A 21,399-nucleotide genomic window follows, 5' to 3' on the forward strand; every position below is an offset into this window, starting at 1 on the left:
TGGCAGACATGACCATCCTGGATCATTCCCACGAGGAGCATTCGGCTCCGAAGCCCGCGCACACGGCAACCACGGCCCCCCGCGGCACGCAAGGGGCCAACGCACCCAAGCCGCCGGTGTCCAACCTCCTGGACCGCTTCTTCCAGATCACGCAGCGGGGCTCCACCCTGGCCCGTGAGTTCCGTGGCGGCCTGGTCACGTTCTTCACGATGGCGTACATCGTCATCCTCAACCCGCTGATCCTGGGCGGCTTCACCGCCGACAATGCTCCCACTGACGTGGCGGGCGGCTGGCTTTCGGCCGCCCAGGTCGGAGCAGTCACCGGGCTGACGGCCGGCGTGATGACCATCCTGTTCGGGCTCGTGGCCAACCTTCCCTTCGGCCTGGCCGCGGGGCTGGGGATCAACTCCTTCCTGGCGGTCTCCGTCATCCAGGAAGTCACCTGGGCCGAGGCCATGGGGCTGGTTGTCATCAACGGAATCCTCATCGTCCTGTTTGGCATCACCGGTGCCCGCACCGCGATCTTCCGGGCCGTGCCCAAGGAGCTCAAAGCCGCCATCACGGTGGGTATCGGCCTGTTCATCGCCTTCATCGGGTTTGTGGACTCCGGCTTCGTCAGGTCGACGGCGGGCGGCCCGCCCGTGCAGCTGGGCGACGGCGGGTCCATCACCTCCATCCCCACGCTGGTGTTTGTGGTGGGCCTGCTGGCCATGGGCATCCTCGTGGCCCGCAAGGTGCAGGGCGGCCTGCTGATCGGCATCGTGGCCACTACCGTGTTGGCCGCCGTCGTGGAAGCCTTCCTGAAGATCGGCCCGGCCAGCGCCACCAACCCCGGCGGCTGGCACCTGAACACCCCGGTGCTCTCCGGGCAGCTGGTCTCCGCCCCGGACCTGGGCCTGGTGGGAGAGTTCGACATGTTCGGCGCCTTCGGCCGTATCGGCGGGCTGGCCGCCACCATGCTGGTGTTCACGCTGGTCTTCACCAACTTCTTCGACGCGATGGGCACCATGACTGGCCTGGCGAAGAGCGCCGGAGTGGCCCACAAGGACGGTACTTTCCCCCGGCTCAAGTCCGCCTTCATCGTCGAAGGCATCGGGGCCGTGGCCGGCGGCGCCACCTCGGGATCCTCAAACACGGTGTATATCGACTCTGCGGCGGGGATCGGCGAAGGAGCACGCACCGGCCTGGCCTCGGTGGTCACCGGTGTACTGTTCCTGGGCTCGATGTTCCTCACCCCGCTGACCAGCGTGGTTCCGCTGGAGGTTGCCGCAGCTGCCCTGGTGGTGGTGGGCGCGATGATGATGGCGCAGATCCGCGAGATCAAGTTCAGCAAGTTCTCCGTGGCCCTGCCGGCATTCCTCACCATCGTGACCATGCCGCTGACCTACTCCATCGCCAATGGCATCGGCGTCGGCTTCGTCTCCTGGGCCATCATCGGTGCGGCGTCCGGGAAGGCGAAGAAGATCCATCCGCTCATGTGGGTGGTCAGCGCCGGCTTCCTGGTGTACTTCGCCCGCGGACCGATCAACCTGCTGCTGGGCGCCTAGCGCATTTCAACCCATCACCGCCGGACGGGTGCTTTGTCCGGCCCCAAATAGGAACGACAATATGGAAACCACCGCAGTGCCGGAAGAAGGAGTGCCGCCATGCTGGACCTGATACCTTCGCTCAGTTCCTGGCCGCCTGCCGTGGCGGGCGAGCGGTACGCCGTGGCCACTGTTGTTGCGGCGACGGGCTCGGTGCCGCGGCCGGTGGGGACGTCCATGCTGGTCGCCGAGTCAGGGGCCGTCCTGGGCAGCCTGTCCGGCGGTTGCGTGGAAGGCGCCGTAGTGGCGCTCGCACTGGAGGCAATGGACGACGGCGGGACGCGCCACGGGACGTTCGGCTACAGCGCCGCCGATGCCTTCGCCGCCGGACTCACGTGCGGAGGCGAGCTGCAGATCCACATCGAGCCCGCTGACGCCAGCCTGCGGGGAGCCGTGCGGCAACTCGCCTCAGTCCGGCCGGGGGACCCCGTGGCAGTGGTCCGCCGGCTGGATGCCGGCGGGAGCGGCGCCGTCGTCATTCCGGACCCGGCCACCTTCAGCGTGGCCGGGTCCCCGGAGGCCTCCGCCCTCCTGGGCCTGGCGGCGCAGGGTGGCGGGAACCGCGGAGACCGTAACGGCGGAGACTGGGACCACGCCGGTGTGGCGCGGATCGAGTCCTTCCTCCGCGGCGGCGGGAGCGGCATCGTGGAGACGGGTGAGGCTGACACCTGCCCCGCCGGACCCGGCGGAGACGGGCAGCACCCCGCGCAGGAACCCGTTACCCTCCTCGTCGAGAGCAGGCTCGCCCCGCCCCGCATGCTCGTGTTCGGCGCCAACGACTTCGGCGCAGCCCTGGTGCCGGCCGCCAAACTGCTGGGTTACCGGGTCACCCTTGTGGACGCCCGGCCAGCCTTCGCCACCCAGGCCCGGTTCTCCTGCGCGGACGAAGTGGTCACGGACTGGCCGCACCGGTATCTCGCAGCAGAAGCCGCCGCCGGCCGGATCGACCCGCGCACCGTCGTCTGCGTCCTCAGCCACGATCCAAAGTTCGACATTCCGCTGCTCGAAACCGCGCTGGCCCTGGACCTTGCCTACGTCGGTGCCATGGGGTCGCGCCGCAGCCACCTCCAGCGCGTTGACGACCTCCTGGACGCCGGTGTGCGGCCGGAGCGGATCGCGCAGCTGCATTCCCCGATCGGGCTGGACCTCGGTGCCGTGACCCCGGCCGAGGTCGCTGTGTCCGTCACCGCGGAGCTCATCGCATCCCGCAGCCGGAAGTCCTCGTGTACGCCGCTTCGGGAGACTTCCGGTCCCATCCACCAGACCGCCGCCCGGGCCGCCCACCTCCCGGCGCCCACCATCAGCCAGCAGGAGATCGCATGGACATGAACACCATCGAGGCGGTGCTCCGCACGACGGATCCCGCGGACTGGCGCGACGGCGACGCCTGGCTGGCCGGCGGCACCGTCCTCTTTTCCTATGGCAGCTACGCCTTCGGGCCCGAACCGCTCAAACGCCTGCTGGATCTGGGCTCGGCCGGCTGGACACCCGTCACCGTCACCGATGACGGCATCGAGCTCGCTGCCACCTGCACGGTCGCGGACCTATACGCCCTGCCGGATTCGCCGGACCTGACCCGGCGGGGCTGGCCCGCCCTGGACCTCATCCGGCCCTGCTGCGACTCCTTTGTGGCGTCCTTCAAGGTGTGGAACATGTCCACAGTGGGCGGGAACATCTGCACCGCATTGCCTGCAGGACCCATGACTTCCCTGTGTGCGGGGCTCGACGGCGTGGCCACTATCCTGGGCGCCGGGGGCACTACCCGCACCCTCCCCGTCGCCGACTTCGTCACGGGGGACGGAACCAACTGCCTGGCACCCGGCGAGCTGTTGCGCAGCATCCACCTCCCGGCGTCGGCCCTTGGCTCCCGGGTGGCGTTCCGCCGGTTGTCGCTGAGCAACCTGGGGCGCTCCGGCGTGCTGCTGATCGGAAGGCTCGACGGCGGCGCCTCCCTGGTCCTCACCGTCACCGCAGCGACCCAACGGCCCGTGCAGCTGCGGTTCCGGCATTTGCCGGAAGCCGCCGAACTGGCCGCAGCGGTGGCCGACGCCATTCCCGAAAACCTCTACCACAACGACATCCACGGGCTGCCGGCATGGCGGCAGGACATGACCTACCGCCTCGCGGAAGAGATCCGCGCCGAGCTCGCTGCCCCCGACCGGGCGCCGGGAGTGTCAGTGTCCGGCGACTTCTGGCCGCCGCCGGCGGCCCGCAACGTGCCGCCCGCGCCCGGGCACATCCCACAGCAGGAAGGGGCCTGAGCATGGCCATCGAGATCAACGGCATTCCGGCAGAAACCGGGCCACGCCCCGGGCAGTGCCTGCGGACCTTCCTGCGGGAGCAGGGCAACCTGGGCGTCAAGAAGGGCTGCGACGGCGGCGACTGCGGTGCCTGCACCGTGCACGTGGACGGGACACCGGTGCACAGCTGCATCTATCCGGCCGTCCGCGCCGAGGGGCACGCCGTCACCACCATCGAGGGCCTTGCCGGAACATCCGGCGCCGCGGGCGGCGAACTGCATCCTGTGCAGCAGCAGTTCCTGGAACGCCAGGGCTTCCAGTGCGGCTTCTGCACCGCCGGCATGCTGATGACCGCGGCCACGTTCACTGAAGAACAGAAGGAAAACCTGCCCCGCAACCTCAAGGGCAACCTCTGCCGCTGCACCGGCTACCGGGCCATCGAGGACGCCGTCTGCGGGCGCGCAGGCCACCCTGATCCGGCCGGACAGGGGTCCGGGATCGCGGGGGAGGGCCAGCCCGAGCCGCGGCCCGGAGGGATGGGCGACGACGTCCCGGCCCCCGCCAGCCGCGCCGTGGTCACCGGCACGGCCCGCTACACCCTGGACGTTCCGGCAGGCCAGCTGCCGGGGCTGCTGCACCTGAAGCTCCTGCGCTCGCCGCACGCCCACGCCCGCGTGGCCGGCATCAACACCGAACCGGCGCTGAAAGTGCCCGGGGTGGTAGCGGTCTTGACTCACCGGGACGCCCCCGCACATTTGTTTTCAACAGCGCAGCATGAGCTGTACACGGACGACCCGGACGACACCCGGGTGCTGGACGACGTGGTGCGGTTCCGCGGCCAGCGGGTCGCCGCCGTCGTGGCTGAATCCGTGCAGGCCGCCGAAGCAGGAGTCCGGGCGCTCGCCGTTGAGTACGAAATCCTCGACGCAGTCTTCACCCCGCAGGACGCCATCCTGCCCGGCGCCCCCACGCTCCACGGGGAGAAGGACGCCCTCACGGCCCGGATCGCCCGGCCGGAGCAGAACGTGGTGGCCGAACTCCACTCCGAACTGGGCAGCGTGGACGACGGCTTCGCGGCCGCCGGCTTCATCCACGAACAGACCTACCAGACGCAGCGGGTCCAGCACGTCGCCCTCGAGACCCACGCCTCGATTGCCTCCGTGGACAGTGAGGGCCGGTTGCAGGTCCGCACGTCCAGCCAGGTCCCGTTCCTGGTCCGCCGCACGCTGTGCCGGGTCTTCGGGCTGCCGGAGGAGCAGGTGCACGTGGTGGCCGGCCGCGTGGGCGGCGGCTTCGGCGGCAAGCAGGAGGTCCTCACCGAGGACATCGTGGCGCTCGCGGCCCTGAAGCTGGGCCGGCCCGTCCAGCTCGAACTGACCCGGACGGAGCAGTTCACCGCCACCACCACCCGGCATCCCTTCACCATTAAGCTCAAGGCCGGCGCCAGTGCCGACGGCCGGCTGACCGCGCTGAAACTGGACGTCCTGACGAACACCGGCGCGTACGGCAACCACGGCCCGGGAGTGATGTTCCACGGCTGCGGCGAGTCCCTGGCTGTCTACAAGTGCGACAACAAGAAAGTTGACGCGCAGGCGGTCTACACGAACACCGTCCCGTCCGGGGCCTTCCGCGGCTACGGCCTGAGCCAGATGATCTTCGCCATCGAGTCCGCCATGGATGAGCTTGCCATCGGGATCGGGATGGATCCGCTGGAGTTCCGCAGGCGGAACATGGTGCGCGAAGGCGATGACATGCTGTCCACCCATCCCGAGCCGGAGGAGGACGTCCACTACGGCAGCTACGGCCTGGACCAATGCCTCAACCTGGTCCGGGACGCCCTGGACCGCGGCAAGGAACGGTACCGGGCAGCGGGGCTGGACCAGCTCGGCGCGGACTGGATCACGGGCGAGGGAACGGCTCTGTCCATGATCGACACGGTGCCGCCGCGGGGCCACTTCGCCCACTCGAAACTCCGGCTCCTTCCGGACGGAACCTACCAGGCCGACGTCGGCACGGCCGAGTTCGGCAACGGCACCACCACGGTTCACGCCCAACTGGCCGCCACAGCACTGTCCACGGACGCAACACGCGTGTCTGTCCGGCAGTCCGACACGGACCTGATCGAGCACGATACCGGGGCGTTCGGTTCGGCCGGCACCGTGGTGGCCGGGAAGGCGACGCTCGCCGCCGCCGAGGAACTCGCCGTCCGGATCCGGGCATTCGCTGCCGGGATCCGGCAGGTCCAGTCCTCCGGCTGCGTCCTCGACGGCGACACGGTGGTCTGCGAGGGAACGCCCGTGCCGCTGACGGAACTGGCGCAGGCCGCCGCGGAAGCCGGCGTCGAACTCGCCGCCGAAGGACGGTGGGGCGGCACGCCGCGCTCCGTGGCATTCAACGTGCACGGCTTCCGCGTAGCGGTGAACCGCGGCACGGGGGAGCTGCGGATCCTGCAGAGCGTTCAGGCCGCCGACGCCGGCGTGGTGGTCAACCCCCGGCAGTGCCGCGGCCAGATCGAGGGCGGGATCGCGCAGGCGCTGGGCGCCGCGCTGTACGAGGAGGTGGTGGTGGACGGCGCCGGGCGGGTCACCACGGACATCCTCCGCCATTACCACATCCCCACGTTCGCCGACGTGCCCAGGAGCGAGGTGTACTTCGCCGACACGAACGACAAACTGGGCCCCCTCGGCGCCAAGTCCATGAGCGAAAGCCCCTTCAACCCGGTGGCGCCGGCCCTGGCGAACGCCATCCGGAACGCCACCGGTGTGCGGTTCGCATCCCTGCCCATCGCGCGGGACAAGATCTACCTCGGGATGCGGGATGCCGACGCGCCCGCCGTCCCCCTGCTGAAGGAGGCCATATAGTCGTAGGATGGAACAGCGCAGATTAGGCAAGACCGGACGGAACGTCTCAATCGTGGGGCTGGGCACCTGGCAGCTCGGCGCTGACTGGGGCAACGTGGATCGGGCACAGGCCCAAACCATCCTTGCCGCGTCCGTGGAGGCCGGCGTCACGCTCTTCGACACGGCAGATGTCTATGGCGATGGCAAGAGCGAGCAGGCAATTGGAAAGTTCCTCGCGGACAACCGAGGGCTGGACATCACCGTTGCCACCAAAATGGGCCGCCGCATGGACCAGCAGCCGGAGAACTACACCCTGGCCAATTTCCGCCAGTGGGTGGACCGTTCCCGGAAGAACCTCGGCACAGACAGCCTGGACCTCGTCCAGCTGCACTGCCCGCCCACGCCCGTCTACAGCAGCACCGAGGTATACGACGCCCTGGACACGCTGGTAGCCGAAGGTGCCATCCGCAACTACGGCGTCAGCGTGGAACGCACCGACGAGGCCCTCGAAGCCATCCGGCACGAAGGCACCGCGTCCGTCCAGATCATTCTGAACGCCTTCCGGCTCAAGCCGCTGGACGAGGTCCTCCCGGCGGCGAAGGCCGCGGGAGTGGGCATCATCGCCCGGGTACCGCTTGCCTCGGGACTGCTGTCCGGAAAGTACTCGAAGGAAACCTCCTTCGCTGAGAACGACCACCGGAACTACAACCGCAATGGCGACTCCTTCGACGTCGGCGAGACGTTCTCCGGCGTCGACTACGATCTTGGGCTGAAGGCTGTGGCGGAGTTTGAGCAGCTGGTCCCGGACGGGGTAGGAACCGCGCAGGCGGCCATCGCCTGGATCGCTGCGCAGGACGGCGTCACTACCGTGATTCCCGGGGCACGCAACGTGGACCAGGCCACCGCCAACGCAGCCGCGGCGAGCGTTTCCCTCCCGGGCGAATTCGACGAGGGCGTGCGGTGGATCTACGACCACTACTTCCGCGAGGCCATCCACCCGCGCTGGTAGCGCATGAGCACTTCCGTCAGCGCCTTCGTGGAACGGCTCTCGGCTGTGGCCACAGTGCCTGGGCGCAACAACTTCTTCGACTACGCCGTTCCGGCAAATGCCCAGCGCCGGCACAACCTGGAAATCTATCTGCAGGAAATGCTGGACCGCTCGCCGAAGGTGCTGCTGCTGGGCGAGGCCCCCGGTTTCAGGGGCATGAGGATCACGGGCGTTCCCTTCACCAACCGCAGCATGTTCGAAGGGCCGGCCAACAGCTTTGGGCTGTTCGGGCCGGGAAAGGGGTACTCGCTGCCACCCGAGGCGGCGGGCGTCGCCTCCGAACCGACCGCAACGGTGATGTGGGAGGTCCTGGCGGAACTGAACTTCCTTCCCCTGCTGTGGAGCGCCTGCCCATGGCATACCCACCTGGCGGGACGGCCCCAGTCCAACCGCACGCCGACGGCGGCCGAAGCCAACCTCGGCACTGCTTTCTGGCAGGCACTGACGGAATTGTTCCGCATCGAAACGGTGGTGGCCGTGGGCAACGTGGCGCACCGCAGCCTGCTTCGGAGCGGCGTGGATGCGCCGAAAGTCAGGCATCCCGCCCACGGCGGTCGGTCCGGCTTTAAACGTGGATTGGAGGAGCTGCTCCTCGCAGGCGGTGGCTAGCCCAGCAGGTGGAGCTGCTCCGGCGTGTCAATATCCTCACCCGTGGACTGGTCGCTGCAGTCCACCTCGTCCACCAGTTCCGGGTGTGACTGCAGGAAGCTACGCGCCCCGGCGTCGCCCGTCACTGTACTGGCCACAGCGTCCCGGAGTCCGACGTCGATGAGCAGCGGATGCCCCCGGCGGACCCTGCCGTTCCCGCCTTCGTCACTGCCGCCGTCGTGATAGGCAGCTGCGGTGATCCGGCCCGGACGGTGCCGGGCAAGCAGACGGCCCACCGTCCGGAGTGTGAGGCCGGGCTGGTCCACAAGCGCGATCAGCAGATGGTCCCCGGGCCATGCGGCGGCGTTGCCCAGCAGGAATGAGCTGCCCATCCCGGACTGCCAGTGCTCGTTCACCACCGTCCGGTAGCGGTCCAGCTCGGCGATGGCCGCGACGTCGGGAGCGCCGGCGCCGAGCACCACCACCACTTCGCGGCAGCCGCCGTCGAGGAGTGCTCCCGCGATGGCTTCCACGAGCGGGCGGCCGCGGTAGGGAAGGAGGGCCTTGGCGCCTTTCCCCAGCCGCGTCCCGGCGCCGGCAGCCAGGACTACAGCGGTGGTCCTGGTTTCAGTTGTGTTCCCCATAGCCACACCCTATATGGAGTTTTTGTCCAGATACGGAGTCCAAATGGGCCCTCATCCCGCTGTATCTGGACAAAAACTCCATGGGGAGGGCAGATATTGGCCAGCGACCACTTAGGCGTCGCCGCCCGCTCCTCCGGTGGTGCCGGCGTTGACGTCCAGGAGCTTGTAGCGGTCCATCGCGTATTGCGGTGCGCCCTCCTCGACGTCGCCCCTCGCGGCGAGCAGCTGCAGCGTTTTCACCACGATGGAGTGCGTGTCGCTCTTGAAGAACCGGCGTGCTGCTGCGCGGGTGTCGGAGAAGCCGAAGCCGTCCGCGCCGAGTGAGGCGAACCGGTTCGGGAGGAACTGGCGGATCTGGTCCGGGACGGCCTTCATGTAGTCCGAGACCGCCACGATGGGACCCTGGGCATCGGCCAGCTGCTTTGCCACAAACGGGGTCCTCGCGGGTTCGCCGGGGGCGAGGAACGCTTCCTCCTCTGCCGCGAGGCCGTCGCGGCGCAGTTCGTTCCAGGACGTGACGGACCAGACATCCGCGGAGACGCCCCAGTCCTCGGCCAGGAGCCGCTGGGCTTCCAGCGCCCACGGCACCGAAACACCGGACGCCAGGATCTGGCTCTTGGGACCCTGAACGTCCGACGCCGAGACCCGGTAGATGCCCTTCAGCACGCCTTCGACGTCGAGGTTCTCGGGTTCGGAGGGCTGGGTGATCGGTTCGTTGTAGACCGTCAGGTAGTACATGACGTTTTTGTCGGATGCAGTTCCGGTTCCGCCCTCCCCGTACATCCGTTCGATTCCGTCGCGGATGATGTGGCCCATTTCGTAGCCGTAGGCGGGGTCGTAGGTGACCACTGCCGGGTTGGTGGCGGCGAGGATGGGGGAGTGGCCGTCGGCGTGCTGGAGTCCTTCGCCGGTGAGGGTGGTCCGTCCTGCGGTGGCGCCGATGATGAAGCCGCGGGTCATTTGGTCCGCTGCTGCCCAGAAGGCGTCGCCGGTGCGCTGGAAGCCGAACATGGAGTAGAACACGTAGACCGGGATCAGGGGCACGCCGTGGGTGGCGTAGGCGGTGCCGGCGGCGGTGAAGGCTGCGACGGCGCCGGCTTCGTTGATGCCGGGGTGGATCAGCTGGCCCTGCGCGGATTCCTTGTAGGCCAGGACCAGGTCCCGGTCCACGGACAGGTAGTTCTGCCCACCGGGGTTGTAGATCTTCGCAGTAGGGAAGAACGCGTCCATGCCAAAGGTCCGGGATTCATCCGGCACGATGGGCACAATCCGGTGTCCGAATTTCTTGTCGCGGAGCAGGTCCTTGAGCAGGCGCACAAACGCCATGGTGGTGGCCGCCTGCTGCTTGCCCGTGCCGCGCTTGGCAACGTCAAACGTCTTGGCCTCGGGGAGTTCAACTGCCTGGTGGTTCGGGCGCCTTTCCGGGACGGCGCCGCCCAGCACCCTTCTCCGCTCGAGGAGGTAGGCAATCTCGGGGGCGTCGGGACCCGGGTGGTAGTAGGGCGGGCTGTAGGGGTCCTCTTCCAGCCGGGCATCGGAGATGGGGATCCGGAGGTAGTCCCGGAATTCCTTGAGGTCGTCGAGGGTGAGTTTTTTCATCTGGTGGGTGGCGTTGCGGCCTTCGAAGTGGGGTCCGAGTCCGTAGCCCTTGACGGTTTTGGCGAGGATGACGGTGGGTTTGCCCTTGAATTCGGTGGCTGCCTTGTACGCGGCGTAGACCTTGCGGTAGTCGTGGCCGCCGCGTTTGAGGTTCCAGATCTGGTCATCGGTGAGGTCCGCGACGAGGTCTTTGGTGGCCGGGTCCTTGCCGAAGAAGTGTTCGCGGACGAACCCGCCGGATTCGGCCTTGTAGGTCTGGTAGTCCCCGTCGGGGGTTTCGTTCATGATCTTCACCAGCGACCCGTCGGTGTCCTTGGTGAGCAGCTCATCCCATTCCCGGCCCCAGACGACCTTGATCACGTTCCAGCCCGCGCCGCGGAAGAACGCTTCGAGTTCCTGCATGATCTTGCCGTTGCCGCGCACCGGCCCGTCCAGGCGCTGGAGGTTGCAGTTGATCACGAAGTTCAGGTTGTCCAGGTTCTCGTTCGCGGCGAGCTGGAGCAGGCCGCGGGACTCGGGCTCGTCCATTTCGCCGTCGCCCAGGAACGCCCAGACCTGCTGGTCCGAGGTGTCTTTCAGGCCCCGGTTGTGCAGGTACCGGTTGGACTGGGCCTGGTAGATCGCGTTCATCGGCCCGATGCCCATGGACACGGTGGGGAATTCCCAGAACCCGGGCATCAGCCTTGGGTGCGGGTAAGAGGACAGGGCATGGCCGGCGCGGGACTTTTCCTGCCGGAACCCGTCCAGGTCCTCCTCGGTCAGCCGGCCTTCCATGAACGCACGGGCGTACATGCCCGGGGACGCGTGGCCCTGGAAGAAGACCTGGTCACCGCCGCCTGGGTGGTCCTTGCCGCGGAAGAAATGGTTGAAGCCCACCTCGTACAAGGTCGCGGCGCCGGCGTAGGTGGAGATGTGCCCGCCCACGCCGATGTTGGGCCGCTGGGACCGGTGCACCATCACCGCGGCGTTCCAGCGCATGTACGCCCGGTACCGGCGCTCGAACTCCTCGTTACCCGGGAACTCGGCTTCCTGGTCCACCGGAATCGTGTTCACGTAATCAGTAGTGGTCACCATCGGCACCCCGACGCTCTGCGCACCGGCACGCTGCAACAGGCTCCGCATGATGTATTGGGCACGCTCCGTGCCCTGTTCCCTGATCAGCGAATCCAGGGACTCAACCCACTCGGCGGTCTCTTCCGGATCACGATCAGGCAGCTGGTTAGTCAACCCGCTGAGGATATGGGAGGTATCTTCTCCTGCAGCCACGTCAGCCTCGTTTCGTCGTTGCATGCTGGGCTAATTGCTTCCGTATTGTGAGAAAACAATTTTGCTGTTCGAGATTATCTTGGAAGGCTCTAGTATTCAATTGTGACCGTGACTATGAGGAGAGCTGAATGAGCAGTACAGGCGGAGCCGCCCGGGTCGCCGTCGTCACCGGTGCCGGGTCGGGCATCGGCCGTGCCGTGGCCCGGCTGATGCTCGCGGACGGCTATCGGGTGGCGCTGGCGGGGCGGCGGGAGGAGCAACTGCTCGAAACGGCGGACGGACACAGGAACGCGCTGCCGGTGCCGTGCGATGTCACTGCGCCCGACGACGTCGAACGGCTTTTTGAATCCACCCGCCGGCGGTGGGGAAGAGTGGATGTGCTCTTCAACAACGCCGGCGTGTTCGGGCCTGCGGCTTCCGTTGATGAGATCAGCCTCGCCGACTGGAATGCCACGGTGGCCGTGAACCTTACGGGCTCCATGCTGTGCGCCGCCGCAGCCGTGCGGTCGATGAAGGCCCAACAGCCGCAGGGCGGGCGGATCATCAACAATGGCTCCATTTCGGCGCATTCACCCCGGCCGCGGACCGTGGCCTACGCCGTGACGAAACACGCCATGACCGGTCTCACCAAGAGTATTGAGCTCGACGGCCGCGCTTTTGGCATCACCTGCGGCCAGATCGACATCGGCAATACCGCCACCGAGATCATGGACACCATCGGGGTGGGTTCAGGCGCGCTCCAGGCCGACGGCAGCCGCCGCGTTGAGCCCATGTTCCCCGTGGAGGACGCCGCGCGGGCCGTCCTGCTCATGGCCAACATGCCGGCGTCGGCCAGCGTCGGTTCAATGGTCATCACGGCGGCGGGCATGCCGTTCATCGGCCGCGGCTAAACAACACCGCCCTTCTTCCGCCCCCCCTTTGGAGTTTTTGTCCACATATGGCGACTTCCGGGGAGCCTATCTCGCCGTAGCTGGACAAAAACTCCATGGCAGGGATATTTCCCTGTGGATAACTGCGTGGGGCCGCTCCTGGGATGCCTCAATGTATCCATGAACAGATTGTCACCCCTGCCCGTCGAGATCGGCTCGCGGCCTTTCGCTGTCACCGAGGCAGCCCGGGCCGGAATCCCGGAGAGTCGCCTGAAGGGCTCCGACCTGCACCGGCCGAGCCGCGGCATCCGGGTACCCAAGTCGAACGCCCCGGACCTCACCGCGCTGGCCAGGTCACACACCAAACTCGATACAGTCACCTTTGCCAGCCTCGTCACCGCAGCCGAGATCCTGGGGATCCCGCTGCCGCCGTGGGCGGAGTTCAGGCCCGACGACGGCGGGCCGGTGACAGCCGTCGTCGAACCCGTCCCGTGGGGGAAGAAAAGCGGCCCACATTTCCGGGAGCCCGGACGGTTCCTTCATCTGGCCCGGGCGGGCGGCGGTACGCTTCCGCGGCGGCGGGGGATAGCAGGCCACCGGCTCCGGCTCAGGGAGGGGGACCTCATTGAACTGGAAGGAGTGCGGCTCACTTCAGCAGCCAGGACATGGGTGGACCTCGGATCTCTCCTGCCCCTGGATGATCTGGTGGTCGCCGGCGATGCGATCGTGAGCGAGCATCACCGGACATTCGGGCCGCCGAAGCGGGCGATGGTTCCACTACCCGAGCTCAGGAATTTCGTGGACAGCGCCAATGGCATTCACGGTGTCCGCAAGGCACGGCTCGCGCTTGATCTGCTCAGGGTTGGCGTTGATTCACCTCCCGAAAGCAGGCTGCGTTTGATGCTGGACGGCGCGGGACTGCCGGAATTCACGCCAAACTTCCGGGTGGATGATGCGCTGGGGCGGCCGGTCTGGACGGACCTCGGCTGCGCCCGTTACCGAACCTGTATCGAATACGACGGGCTGCATCACCTGGCTCCCGAGCAGCAGGCCTTGGACGCTTACCGGGACCAGCGCGTAGCCGAAGCAGGGTGGCGCCAGGTCAAGATCAACAGGATCGACATGGACCACGGAGCGGACTGGGTTGCTGCGCGGGTTCAACAGGCGCTTCGGAAGCAAGGTTGGCAGCGCTGAGTTTTTGTCCACGTACGGAGGGTTTGGCGGCCCATAAGTCGCCGTAAGTGGACAAAAACTCCTACAGCGGGAGGAGGGCGGAGAGGTCCGCCCTCAGCCCGGAGGCGGCTACCCGCCCGGCCGCGACGGCGTCTGCCCAGCTCAGCTGGCCGGTGACCATCCCCAGCCAGGTGGCGGCGTCGCACTCAATGACGTTGGGCGGCGTGCCGCGGGTGTGCCGCGGGCCTTCCACGCACTGCGTGACGCCGAATGGCGGCACCCGAACTTCCACCGAGTTGCCCGGGGCGCGGGCGGTGACCTCTTCCAGCGTGTACCGCACCGCCGTGGCAAGCACGGCGCGCGGGACGGGAACGTCCGACGGCGGTCCGGCGGCTTCGCGCCACGCGGCCAGCGCCGCCGTGCCTTCTTCGATGCCAATACGACGGCGCGCTACAGCCATGCGGCCGGCCTCCTTCAGAGCGGGGTGCGGAACGTGGGAATGCGTCAGTCGAGCAGTGCGGATACGGCCGGTCCCAGCCGGATCCTGCCCACGGGCCGGCCGCCGCCCAGCACGGGCTCCACCACCTTTTCCAGGACGCTGGAGACGCCCGGGATGTCCACTGCCCCGGCGGCGGCGAGCATGGTCAGGCCAACCAGGGACGTGGCCCTCAGGTTTCCGTCGAGCATTTTGATGGCCACAGCAACCCCCTGCGGGGTGGCCATCACCAGAACGCCTTCGGCGCCGATCTTGGCGATGATTTCGAGTTCGTCCATCACGATGGTGTTGGCCTCGCCGCGGCCCTGCACGGCCCACGGATAGTCCAGCATGGAGGTGCTGATGGTGGCGGCCCGCGCATTGGAGTTCTTGTCACCCGGAGCCTTCGCCAGCAGGGAAAAGGCACGCGCGAGGCCGGTCAGCGAGACGGCGGCCACCGGAGCCCCGCAGCCGTCGATCCCAAGGTGCGCGATCTCCTCGCCGGTGTACTCCTCGATGACGCTGCGGACGCGCTGCTGGAGGGGATGGTTGGGTTCGAGGTAGCTGTGCATGTCCCAGCCGTTTTCCGTGCAGGCCCACAGGAACGCGGCGTGCTTGCCAGAGCAGTTGAAGGCGAGCTTGGACTTGCCGCGCTCGGAGCGGACAAGCCAGTTGCGGGCAGTCTCGTCCTGGGGCCAGGCGGCGGGGCACTGGAGCTGGTCCTCCCGGACCCCGGCGGCCTTGAGCATGCCCTCCACCACGTCCATGTGGTCCAGTGAACCGACGTGGCTGGCGCAGGCCAGGGCCACTTGGGCGCCGCGCAGCGGGACGCCGGCCTGCATGGACGCCAGCGCCTGCAGCGGCTTGAGCGCGGACCGTGCGTAGATGGGAGTGGTGACGTCGCCGAGCTCGGTGACCACGGTGCCGTCGGACGCCAGGAGCACGGCCGAGCCGATGTGCCGGGATTCCACAAAGCCGCTGCGCTCAACAACGGCCAGTTCGACGGCGGAGTCCACAGTGAAGGTGGAATGCGGGTTGTGCGGCATATTGCCAGTCTAGGGGCCGGCTTCAGGAATGCCGGGCTACTCCACGGTGACCATCACGGACTGCCAGCCGGACGCGCCGTCCGGAACGGGCTCCGCGCGCTGGTCCGTCTGTACCTCGCCGGTTCCGTCAGTGGCGCGGACCTTGATGTAGTGGGGACCCGGGGTAGCCTCCCAATCGTAGGACCACTGCCGCCAGGTAATCACGGACGCTTCGGCGGACAGCATGGCCTCAGTCCAGTCCTCGTTGTCGATCTGCACTTCCACCTTCGTGATGCCGCGCGTCTGCGCCCAGGCAGTGCCTCCGATGGCCATCCGGCCGGCGGGAACCTTGGCGAACGATTTGGGCACCTCAACCCGGGCCATCGTCTTGATGGGGCCGCGTTCCGACCAGCCGCGCTGCGTCCAGTAGGCCTTGCTGTCCGCAAAGCGCGTGACTTCGAGGTCCACCACCCACTTGGTGGCGGAGACAAACCCATACAACCCGGGAACCACCATTCGCACCGGATAGCCGTGCTCCAGCGGGAGCGGTTCACCGTTCATGCCGATGGCCAGGATGGCGTCGCGGTCATCCTGCAGCACTTCCAGCGGCGTGGAGGCGCTGAAGCCGTCCACCGAGGTGGACAGCACCATGTCAGCACCGTCCCTGGGGCGCGCACGCTTGAGGATCTCGCGGATGGGAAGACCCAGCCATTTCGCGTTGCCGGCGAGGTTTCCGCCTACGGGATTGGAAACACAGGTGAGGGTGACGTGCGATTCGATGAGGTCGGCGTCGAGCAGGTCCTGGAAGGTCAGGCGCACCTCTTCCTCCACGAGGCCGTGCACCCGAAGTTCCCAGTCGTCGGCGTTGATCTCCGGAACGCTCAGCGCGGTGTCAATCCGGTAGAAGTCCCCGTTGGGCGTGACCCAGGGTGTCACACCGGCCACCGGTGACTGCACTCCGGCGGGCAGAGCAGCAGCTGCCCTGACCGGCGCAGGCAGCAGCAGCGCATCGCGGGCCTGCGCGATGTTGCTCCGCGCAGCGCCCAGGAGCCGTCCGCCGGCGGCGGCGACGCCTGCGGCTGCTGCCGTGATGCCTGCGGCAGCGAAAAACCTGCGGCGGCTCGTTCCGGGAAGCCCCGTCTCCTTCGCCACGGTGTCTGCGGGCACTTCGGGCCACGTCCTGGTCCTCCATAGCAGAACGGTCAGCAACCGCAGCACCACCAGGCCCGCCAATGTTCCCAGAACCGTTGGGGTGGCATCCAGGGGCTCGACGCCGGCGCGCGTCACCACGCTGGCGACGATTACTGTGCCCATCAGCAGCACGCCAACCACGCCCAGCGTCCACTTGCGGTAGGCCACCACGCCGAGCACGCACGCCAGCAGGAAAATGGTCAGGCCCATCCCCACGAACAGGGCCGCCTTGTCGTTGGTGCCGAACGTCGCAATGGCGAAATCCTTCATCCACGATGGTGTGAAGTCGATGAAAGTGGACCCCAGGGCGATCGCCGGGGTGGCCCTCGCCGTAAAGAACGCACCAGTCAGTTCCGCGACGGCAAGCACGACGGCGGCCGCCACCACCCCGGCCAGTGCGGCCATGGCGGTTGGACCCTTGAGCCACTTCAGAAGCTTCTTCATGCCGTTGGTTCGTAGCGGACGCCCCAAGGGATTGTTCCTGCGGAATGCAGGGGGCTGACACGGCTTAGGAGCCTGCAGGGTCCACAAAGTACCCTTGGAGACTGTGAAGGTACTCGTCATCGGCCCTGGAGGCCGCGAACACGCCATTGTCCGCTCCCTGCTCGCCGACCCCAACGTGTCCGAAGTCCACGCAGCTCCCGGCAATGCCGGCATCAGCAAGCTGGTCCCCACCCACAACATTGACGGCAATGATCCTGACGCCGTCGCGGCCCTGGCAACCAGGCTGGCCGTCGACCTGGTGGTGGTGGGCCCTGAGGCGCCCCTCGCCGCCGGCGTGTCCGACGCCGTCCGGGAAGCCGGTATTCCAGTGTTTGGGCCCAGCAAGGCAGCGGCCCAGCTGGAGGCCTCCAAGGCGTTCGCCAAGGAGATCATGGCCGAGGCAGGCGTACCCACCGCCATGGCCATGGTGGCGGCCAATGCCGAGGAGGCAGCCTCGGCGCTGGACACCTTCGGCGCGCCCTACGTGGTGAAGGACGACGGCCTCGCGGCGGGCAAGGGCGTGGTGGTCACCAAGAACCGCGAAGAAGCCCTCGCGCACGCCCAGACCTGCTTCGACGCCGGCGGCACCGTGGTGATCGAGGAATTCCTGGACGGCCCCGAGGTCTCACTCTTTGTCCTCTGCGATGGCCGCAACACCGTGGCTTTGTCCCCGGCGCAGGACTTCAAGCGCATCTTCGACAATGACGAGGGCCCCAACACCGGCGGCATGGGCGCGTACACCCCGCTGGAATGGGCGCCGGAAGGCCTGGTCCAGGAAGTCATCGACCGCGTGGCCCAGCCGACGGTCAACGAAATGGCGCACCGCGGCACACCGTTTGTTGGCGTGCTGTTTGTGGGCCTTGCCCTCACGTCCCGCGGGACCCGGGTCATCGAGTTCAATGTCCGCTTCGGCGATCCCGAAACGCAGGCCGTCCTGGCCCGCCTCAAGACCCCCCTCGGTGCGCTGCTGCTGGCAGCCGCGAAGGGCGAACTGGACAAGGCGGAAGAGCTGCGCTGGTCCAAGGAAACCGCCGTCGCCGTCGTCGTCGCCTCCGAGAACTACCCGGACACGCCCCGCACCGGTGACCGCATCCGTGGGCTCAAGAAGGTGGACGAGCTCGACGGCGTGCATGTGATCCACGCCGGCACCAAATTGGACGACGAAGGCAAGGTGGTTTCCGCGGGCGGCCGTGTGCTCGCCGTGGTTGCACTCGGCAGCGACCTCGTGGAGGCCCGCGAGCGGGCGTACGACGGCGTGGAGCTGGTTCAGCTCGAAGGCTCCCAGTTCCGGACGGACATCGGCCGCAAGGCCGCCCGGGGTGAGATCAAGGTGTCGTCCAGCGCCACCGGATCCCTGCCCGTGACGAAAGCGAGGGCATAGCATGACCGAGAATTCCGCACAGGAATCAGACCAAAAGCGCGGTTTCAGCACCGCCACACTGGACTTCCCCGGCTGGAAGCACGTCTACTCGGGCAAGGTCCGGGACCTGTACGAGCCAACCGACGAATCCATCCGCGAACAGGTGGGCCAGGATTGCCTCCTGGTGGTGGCCAGCGACCGCATCAGCGCGTACGACCACGTCCTGACCAGCGAGATCCCGGACAAGGGCCGGATCCTCACACAGCTGAGCCTCTGGTGGTTCGACCAGCTGGGTGTGGAGCACCACGTCCTGGCGTCCACCGTGGAAGGCGGGGTTCCCGCTGCGGTGGAAGGCCGCGCCATGATCTGCAAGAAGCTGGATATGTTCCCCGTGGAATGCATTGCCCGCGGCTACCTCACCGGTTCCGGCCTCTTGGAGTACCAGGCGTCCGGCACGGTGTGCGCCATCCCACTGCCCCCGGGCCTGGTGGACGGATCCCGGCTGGAGCACGCCATCTTCACGCCCTCGGCCAAAGCCGAGGTAGGCGAACACGATGTGAACATCACCTACGACGCCGTCGTGGGCATGGTGGGCGACGACATCGCGGGGCGGCTGAGCGAACTGACCCTGCAGATCTATACCGCGGCGGAAAAGATCGCCCGCGAACGCGGCATCATCCTGGCGGACACGAAGGTGGAGTTCGGCTACGACGCGGTCTCCGGCACCATCACCCTGGGCGACGAGGTGCTCACCCCGGACTCCTCCCGGTTCTGGGATGCAGCCACATACCAGCCCGGCCGTGCGCAGCCGTCCTATGACAAGCAGTATGTCCGGGACTGGCTCACGTCAGCCGAATCAGGCTGGGACCGGTCCTCCGACGTTCCCCCGCCCGCGCTGCCGGCCGACGTCGTGGCCCGCACGCGCAGCCGCTATGTTGAGGCTTTCGAGTTGCTCACGGGCAGGGCCTTCGCCTAGCACGTTGATCGTGGGCCCGTCGTCCGGTCGGGCCCACTGCCAGTAGGCCTAGCTTGCCTTGGTGGCCTTGGCCGCTTTCGCGGCACGCTGCTGCGCCAGCCTGATCTCGAGTACCGCATCCAGTGCCTGCTGGACACGGTCCGAGGCGCCGGCCGCGCTGAACGCTTTCTGCGCTTCCTCCAGGTAGACCAGGGCTTCTTCCGACTCGCCGGCGGCCTTCAGCGACTTGCCCAGCAGGAGTGAAACCTCGCCGGCAGTGTGCTTGGCCAGCGCGTCTGACTCGGCGTGGATTTCCTGGAGCTTGTTGATGGCGGCCACGATGTCGCCGGTGAGGTAGAGCCATCGGGCGCGGATGAAGGCAACTTCCAGCTGGTCAGTCTTGTTGCCGCCCACGATGGACAGCGCCAGTTCGGCACGCTCGATGGAGGACAGCGTTTCCGGCTCCACGATCCCGGAGGACAGGCGCACCGCGGCCGAGGCCTTGTTGAACCGCGCCCACAGCTCGATGTCGTTGGCGGGGGAGAGCATCCTGGCGGCGCGTTCGTGGTATTTGATGCCCTCGGCGTAGTCATGCCGCATGAAGGCCACGTTGCCGATCACCCAGGCCACCTCGCCTGCGAGCTGGGACATCGAGTGCTCGTCCACCTGGTCGTTCATGGCCTGGCAGTACTTCCAGGCCTCATCCAGCCGGCCGCTTTCGGCCAGGGCTCCGATCAGGGCACGGTGGGCGCCGATGATCAGCGTGGATCCCTTGGGCAGCTTGGCGCAAAGTTTTACGGCCTCCAGGGCGTGATCCACGGCGGTGCTCAGCTGGCCCTGGCCCTGGCAGATGCCGGCGAGCATCTGGCGGGCCCGCACTCCCAGGCCCACTGACTCGGTGGCCATGGGGTGTTCCAGCAGGTGCTGCATGATCTTTTGGCATTCCTGCCAGTTGCCCTGCTTGATCAGGCACTCGGCCTGCATGTAGGTCATGTTCCACCAGGCGCTGGTGTTCTTGCCTTCCAGCGCAATCTGCGCCGCGGCGGCGGCATGTGTGGCGGCCAGGGGGTAATCCCTGAGGTCCCACGCCTGGCGTGCGTAGAGTCCCGCGAGGACGTATTCGGCGTCGCTGACCGAGATGGGTTGGCTCCAGGCCTCCAGCGCCTTCGGCGCCAGCTCCAGCCTGCGAGCGAGCTCCTCGATGACTTCGGCCGTGGGTTCCCTCCGGCCGGTCTCGAGCAGGGAAATATAGCTGGGGGAATACAGGTCCTTGCCCAGTTCAGCCTGTGTCAGCCCACGTTCGAGACGCTCCGCCCGGAGCTTCTCCCCGAATCCGTTGCCCACGGGATTTCCTCCTAATTCCGGACAGTCGTTGTCTTCAATGCTTGACAGTCCCTGTGGAAAACATTTTACAATGTATGTCAACAAGGACAGTGCTGACTTTGTAACGAATCCGACTCGTATTGAGGAACTTATATGTTGAAGAAGATTGCAGCCGCAGCCGTACTGGCCGGGGCCCTGGCGTTTTCTGCGGCGGCCCCGGCCGTCCTGTCGGCAGGTTCCATCGCTGACTCCACCGGTGTATCGGTCGCCGTAGGCAACTGGCCGGATCCCATGTCCAAGAAGGACAAGGGCAAGGACAAGACCACGGACAGCGATACCACCTACACCACGTACGTGGGCAACTGGCCAGACCCGATGTAGTCACTCCTCACCAAAGGAGGCGAGGCCCCGGACCATGCAAGCCATGGACCGGGGCCATTCCTTTGCCCGGAACAGGGACGCGGATGACACCGCCAGCCGGGCTTTGTGACAGCCGATAACAAATCGGCATCATGCCGGACGCACAAAAGAGGGCCTCCCCTGGGGGAGACCCTCTTTGTTCTGGTCGGGATGACAGGATTTGAACCTGCGACCTCTTCGTCCCGAACGAAGCGCGCTACCAAGCTGCGCTACATCCCGATCCGCTGCAAAAGCAACTTTACAAGAATAGCCGATCCGGGGTCCGGATGCGAAATCCGGTTACCGGCCGTTCCTGCCTGAGCCCGCGGCGCCGC

17 protein-coding genes and 1 tRNA gene are annotated in these 21,399 nt (G+C 67.1%); 11 read left to right on the forward strand and 7 right to left on the reverse strand.

Annotated features, from left to right (window positions below; genetic code table 11):
* The first annotated feature begins 8 nt into the window (after positions 1-8).
* From AU175_RS14210 to AU175_RS14235, 6 genes are all read left to right on the forward strand, one after another.
* The gene (locus AU175_RS14210) at positions 9-1,547 is read left to right on the forward strand and encodes an NCS2 family permease (protein ID WP_197497114.1); all 1,539 of its coding nucleotides are present in this window, start codon (positions 9-11) and stop codon (positions 1,545-1,547) included.
* 99 nt (positions 1,548-1,646) lie between these two features.
* Positions 1,647-2,915 (forward strand): XdhC family protein, encoded by a 1,269-nt coding sequence (locus AU175_RS14215; protein ID WP_066290073.1) that lies wholly within the window; start codon positions 1,647-1,649, stop codon positions 2,913-2,915.
* The gene (locus tag AU175_RS14220) at positions 2,906-3,847 is read left to right on the forward strand and encodes an FAD binding domain-containing protein (protein WP_066290074.1); all 942 of its coding nucleotides are present in this window, start codon (positions 2,906-2,908) and stop codon (positions 3,845-3,847) included. The genes AU175_RS14215 and AU175_RS14220 overlap by 10 nt, the downstream gene beginning before the upstream one ends.
* 2 nt (positions 3,848-3,849) lie before the next feature.
* Complete coding sequence (locus AU175_RS14225) at positions 3,850-6,687, forward strand: molybdopterin-dependent oxidoreductase (protein WP_066290076.1); 2,838 nt, start codon at positions 3,850-3,852, stop codon at positions 6,685-6,687.
* 7 nt (positions 6,688-6,694) lie between these two features.
* Positions 6,695-7,675, forward strand: a complete 981-nt coding sequence (locus AU175_RS14230; protein ID WP_066290077.1) for an aldo/keto reductase — start codon at positions 6,695-6,697, stop codon at positions 7,673-7,675.
* Between the two features lie 3 nt (positions 7,676-7,678).
* Positions 7,679-8,323, forward strand: coding sequence for a uracil-DNA glycosylase (locus AU175_RS14235; protein WP_066290080.1), 645 nt, complete (start codon positions 7,679-7,681; stop codon positions 8,321-8,323).
* Here the strand turns inward: AU175_RS14235 and nboR are convergent.
* The gene (nboR, locus tag AU175_RS14240) at positions 8,320-8,946 is read right to left on the reverse strand and encodes a nicotine blue oxidoreductase (protein ID WP_066290082.1); all 627 of its coding nucleotides are present in this window, start codon (positions 8,944-8,946) and stop codon (positions 8,320-8,322) included. The two genes, AU175_RS14235 and nboR, sit on opposite strands and share 4 nt — an antisense overlap.
* Positions 8,947-9,057: 111 nt before the next feature.
* A complete protein-coding gene (aceE, locus tag AU175_RS14245; RefSeq protein ID WP_066291145.1) occupies positions 9,058-11,811 on the reverse strand; it encodes a pyruvate dehydrogenase (acetyl-transferring), homodimeric type in 2,754 nt (917 codons plus the stop codon).
* Between the two features lie 128 nt (positions 11,812-11,939).
* On the opposite strand from aceE, the gene AU175_RS14250 reads away from it, so the two are divergent.
* Both AU175_RS14250 and AU175_RS22440 read left to right on the forward strand, forming a co-directional pair.
* Positions 11,940-12,701, forward strand: a complete 762-nt coding sequence (locus AU175_RS14250) for an SDR family oxidoreductase (protein ID WP_066290085.1) — start codon at positions 11,940-11,942, stop codon at positions 12,699-12,701.
* A gap of 159 nt (positions 12,702-12,860) precedes the next feature.
* Positions 12,861-13,874, forward strand: coding sequence for an endonuclease domain-containing protein (locus tag AU175_RS22440; protein ID WP_231938573.1), 1,014 nt, complete (start codon positions 12,861-12,863; stop codon positions 13,872-13,874).
* Between the two features lie 61 nt (positions 13,875-13,935).
* On the opposite strand, the gene AU175_RS14260 is transcribed toward AU175_RS22440, so the two are convergent.
* The 3 genes from AU175_RS14260 to AU175_RS14270 are packed head-to-tail and all read right to left on the reverse strand — an operon-like array spanning position 13,936 to position 16,988.
* Positions 13,936-14,313 carry a sterol carrier family protein gene (locus AU175_RS14260; protein ID WP_066290091.1) on the reverse strand — a complete coding sequence of 126 codons (378 nt, stop codon included), beginning with the start codon at positions 14,311-14,313 and terminating at the stop codon, positions 13,936-13,938.
* A 44-nt stretch (positions 14,314-14,357) separates the two neighbouring features.
* Positions 14,358-15,374, reverse strand: a complete 1,017-nt coding sequence (locus AU175_RS14265; RefSeq protein WP_066290093.1) for an asparaginase — start codon at positions 15,372-15,374, stop codon at positions 14,358-14,360.
* 36 nt (positions 15,375-15,410) lie between these two features.
* The gene (locus tag AU175_RS14270; RefSeq protein ID WP_082979165.1) at positions 15,411-16,988 is read right to left on the reverse strand and encodes a molybdopterin-dependent oxidoreductase; all 1,578 of its coding nucleotides are present in this window, start codon (positions 16,986-16,988) and stop codon (positions 15,411-15,413) included.
* 103 nt (positions 16,989-17,091) lie between these two features.
* Between AU175_RS14270 and purD the strand changes: the two genes are divergently transcribed.
* Together purD and AU175_RS14280 are read left to right on the forward strand one after the other, a co-directional pair.
* Positions 17,092-18,408, forward strand: coding sequence for a phosphoribosylamine--glycine ligase (purD, locus tag AU175_RS14275; RefSeq protein ID WP_066290095.1), 1,317 nt, complete (start codon positions 17,092-17,094; stop codon positions 18,406-18,408).
* Position 18,409: 1 nt separating this feature from the next.
* A complete protein-coding gene (locus tag AU175_RS14280; RefSeq protein ID WP_066290098.1) occupies positions 18,410-19,363 on the forward strand; it encodes a phosphoribosylaminoimidazolesuccinocarboxamide synthase in 954 nt (317 codons plus the stop codon).
* Positions 19,364-19,411: 48 nt separating this feature from the next.
* Here the strand turns inward: AU175_RS14280 and AU175_RS14285 are convergent, their stop codons facing one another.
* Positions 19,412-20,686 (reverse strand): helix-turn-helix domain-containing protein, encoded by a 1,275-nt coding sequence (locus tag AU175_RS14285; protein WP_066290101.1) that lies wholly within the window; start codon positions 20,684-20,686, stop codon positions 19,412-19,414.
* A gap of 132 nt (positions 20,687-20,818) precedes the next feature.
* Here AU175_RS14285 and AU175_RS14290 point away from each other — a divergent pair, with 132 nt between their 5' ends.
* A complete protein-coding gene (locus tag AU175_RS14290) occupies positions 20,819-21,046 on the forward strand; it encodes a hypothetical protein (protein WP_066290103.1) in 228 nt (75 codons plus the stop codon).
* Between the two features lie 181 nt (positions 21,047-21,227).
* Here AU175_RS14290 and AU175_RS14295 read toward each other — a convergent pair.
* Positions 21,228-21,304: transfer RNA gene (locus AU175_RS14295), tRNA-Pro, on the reverse strand.
* Positions 21,305-21,399: the final 95 nt, after the last annotated feature.

This window comes from Arthrobacter sp. B6, from assembly GCF_001663775.1.
Taxonomy (GTDB): Bacteria; Actinomycetota; Actinomycetes; order Actinomycetales; family Micrococcaceae; genus Arthrobacter.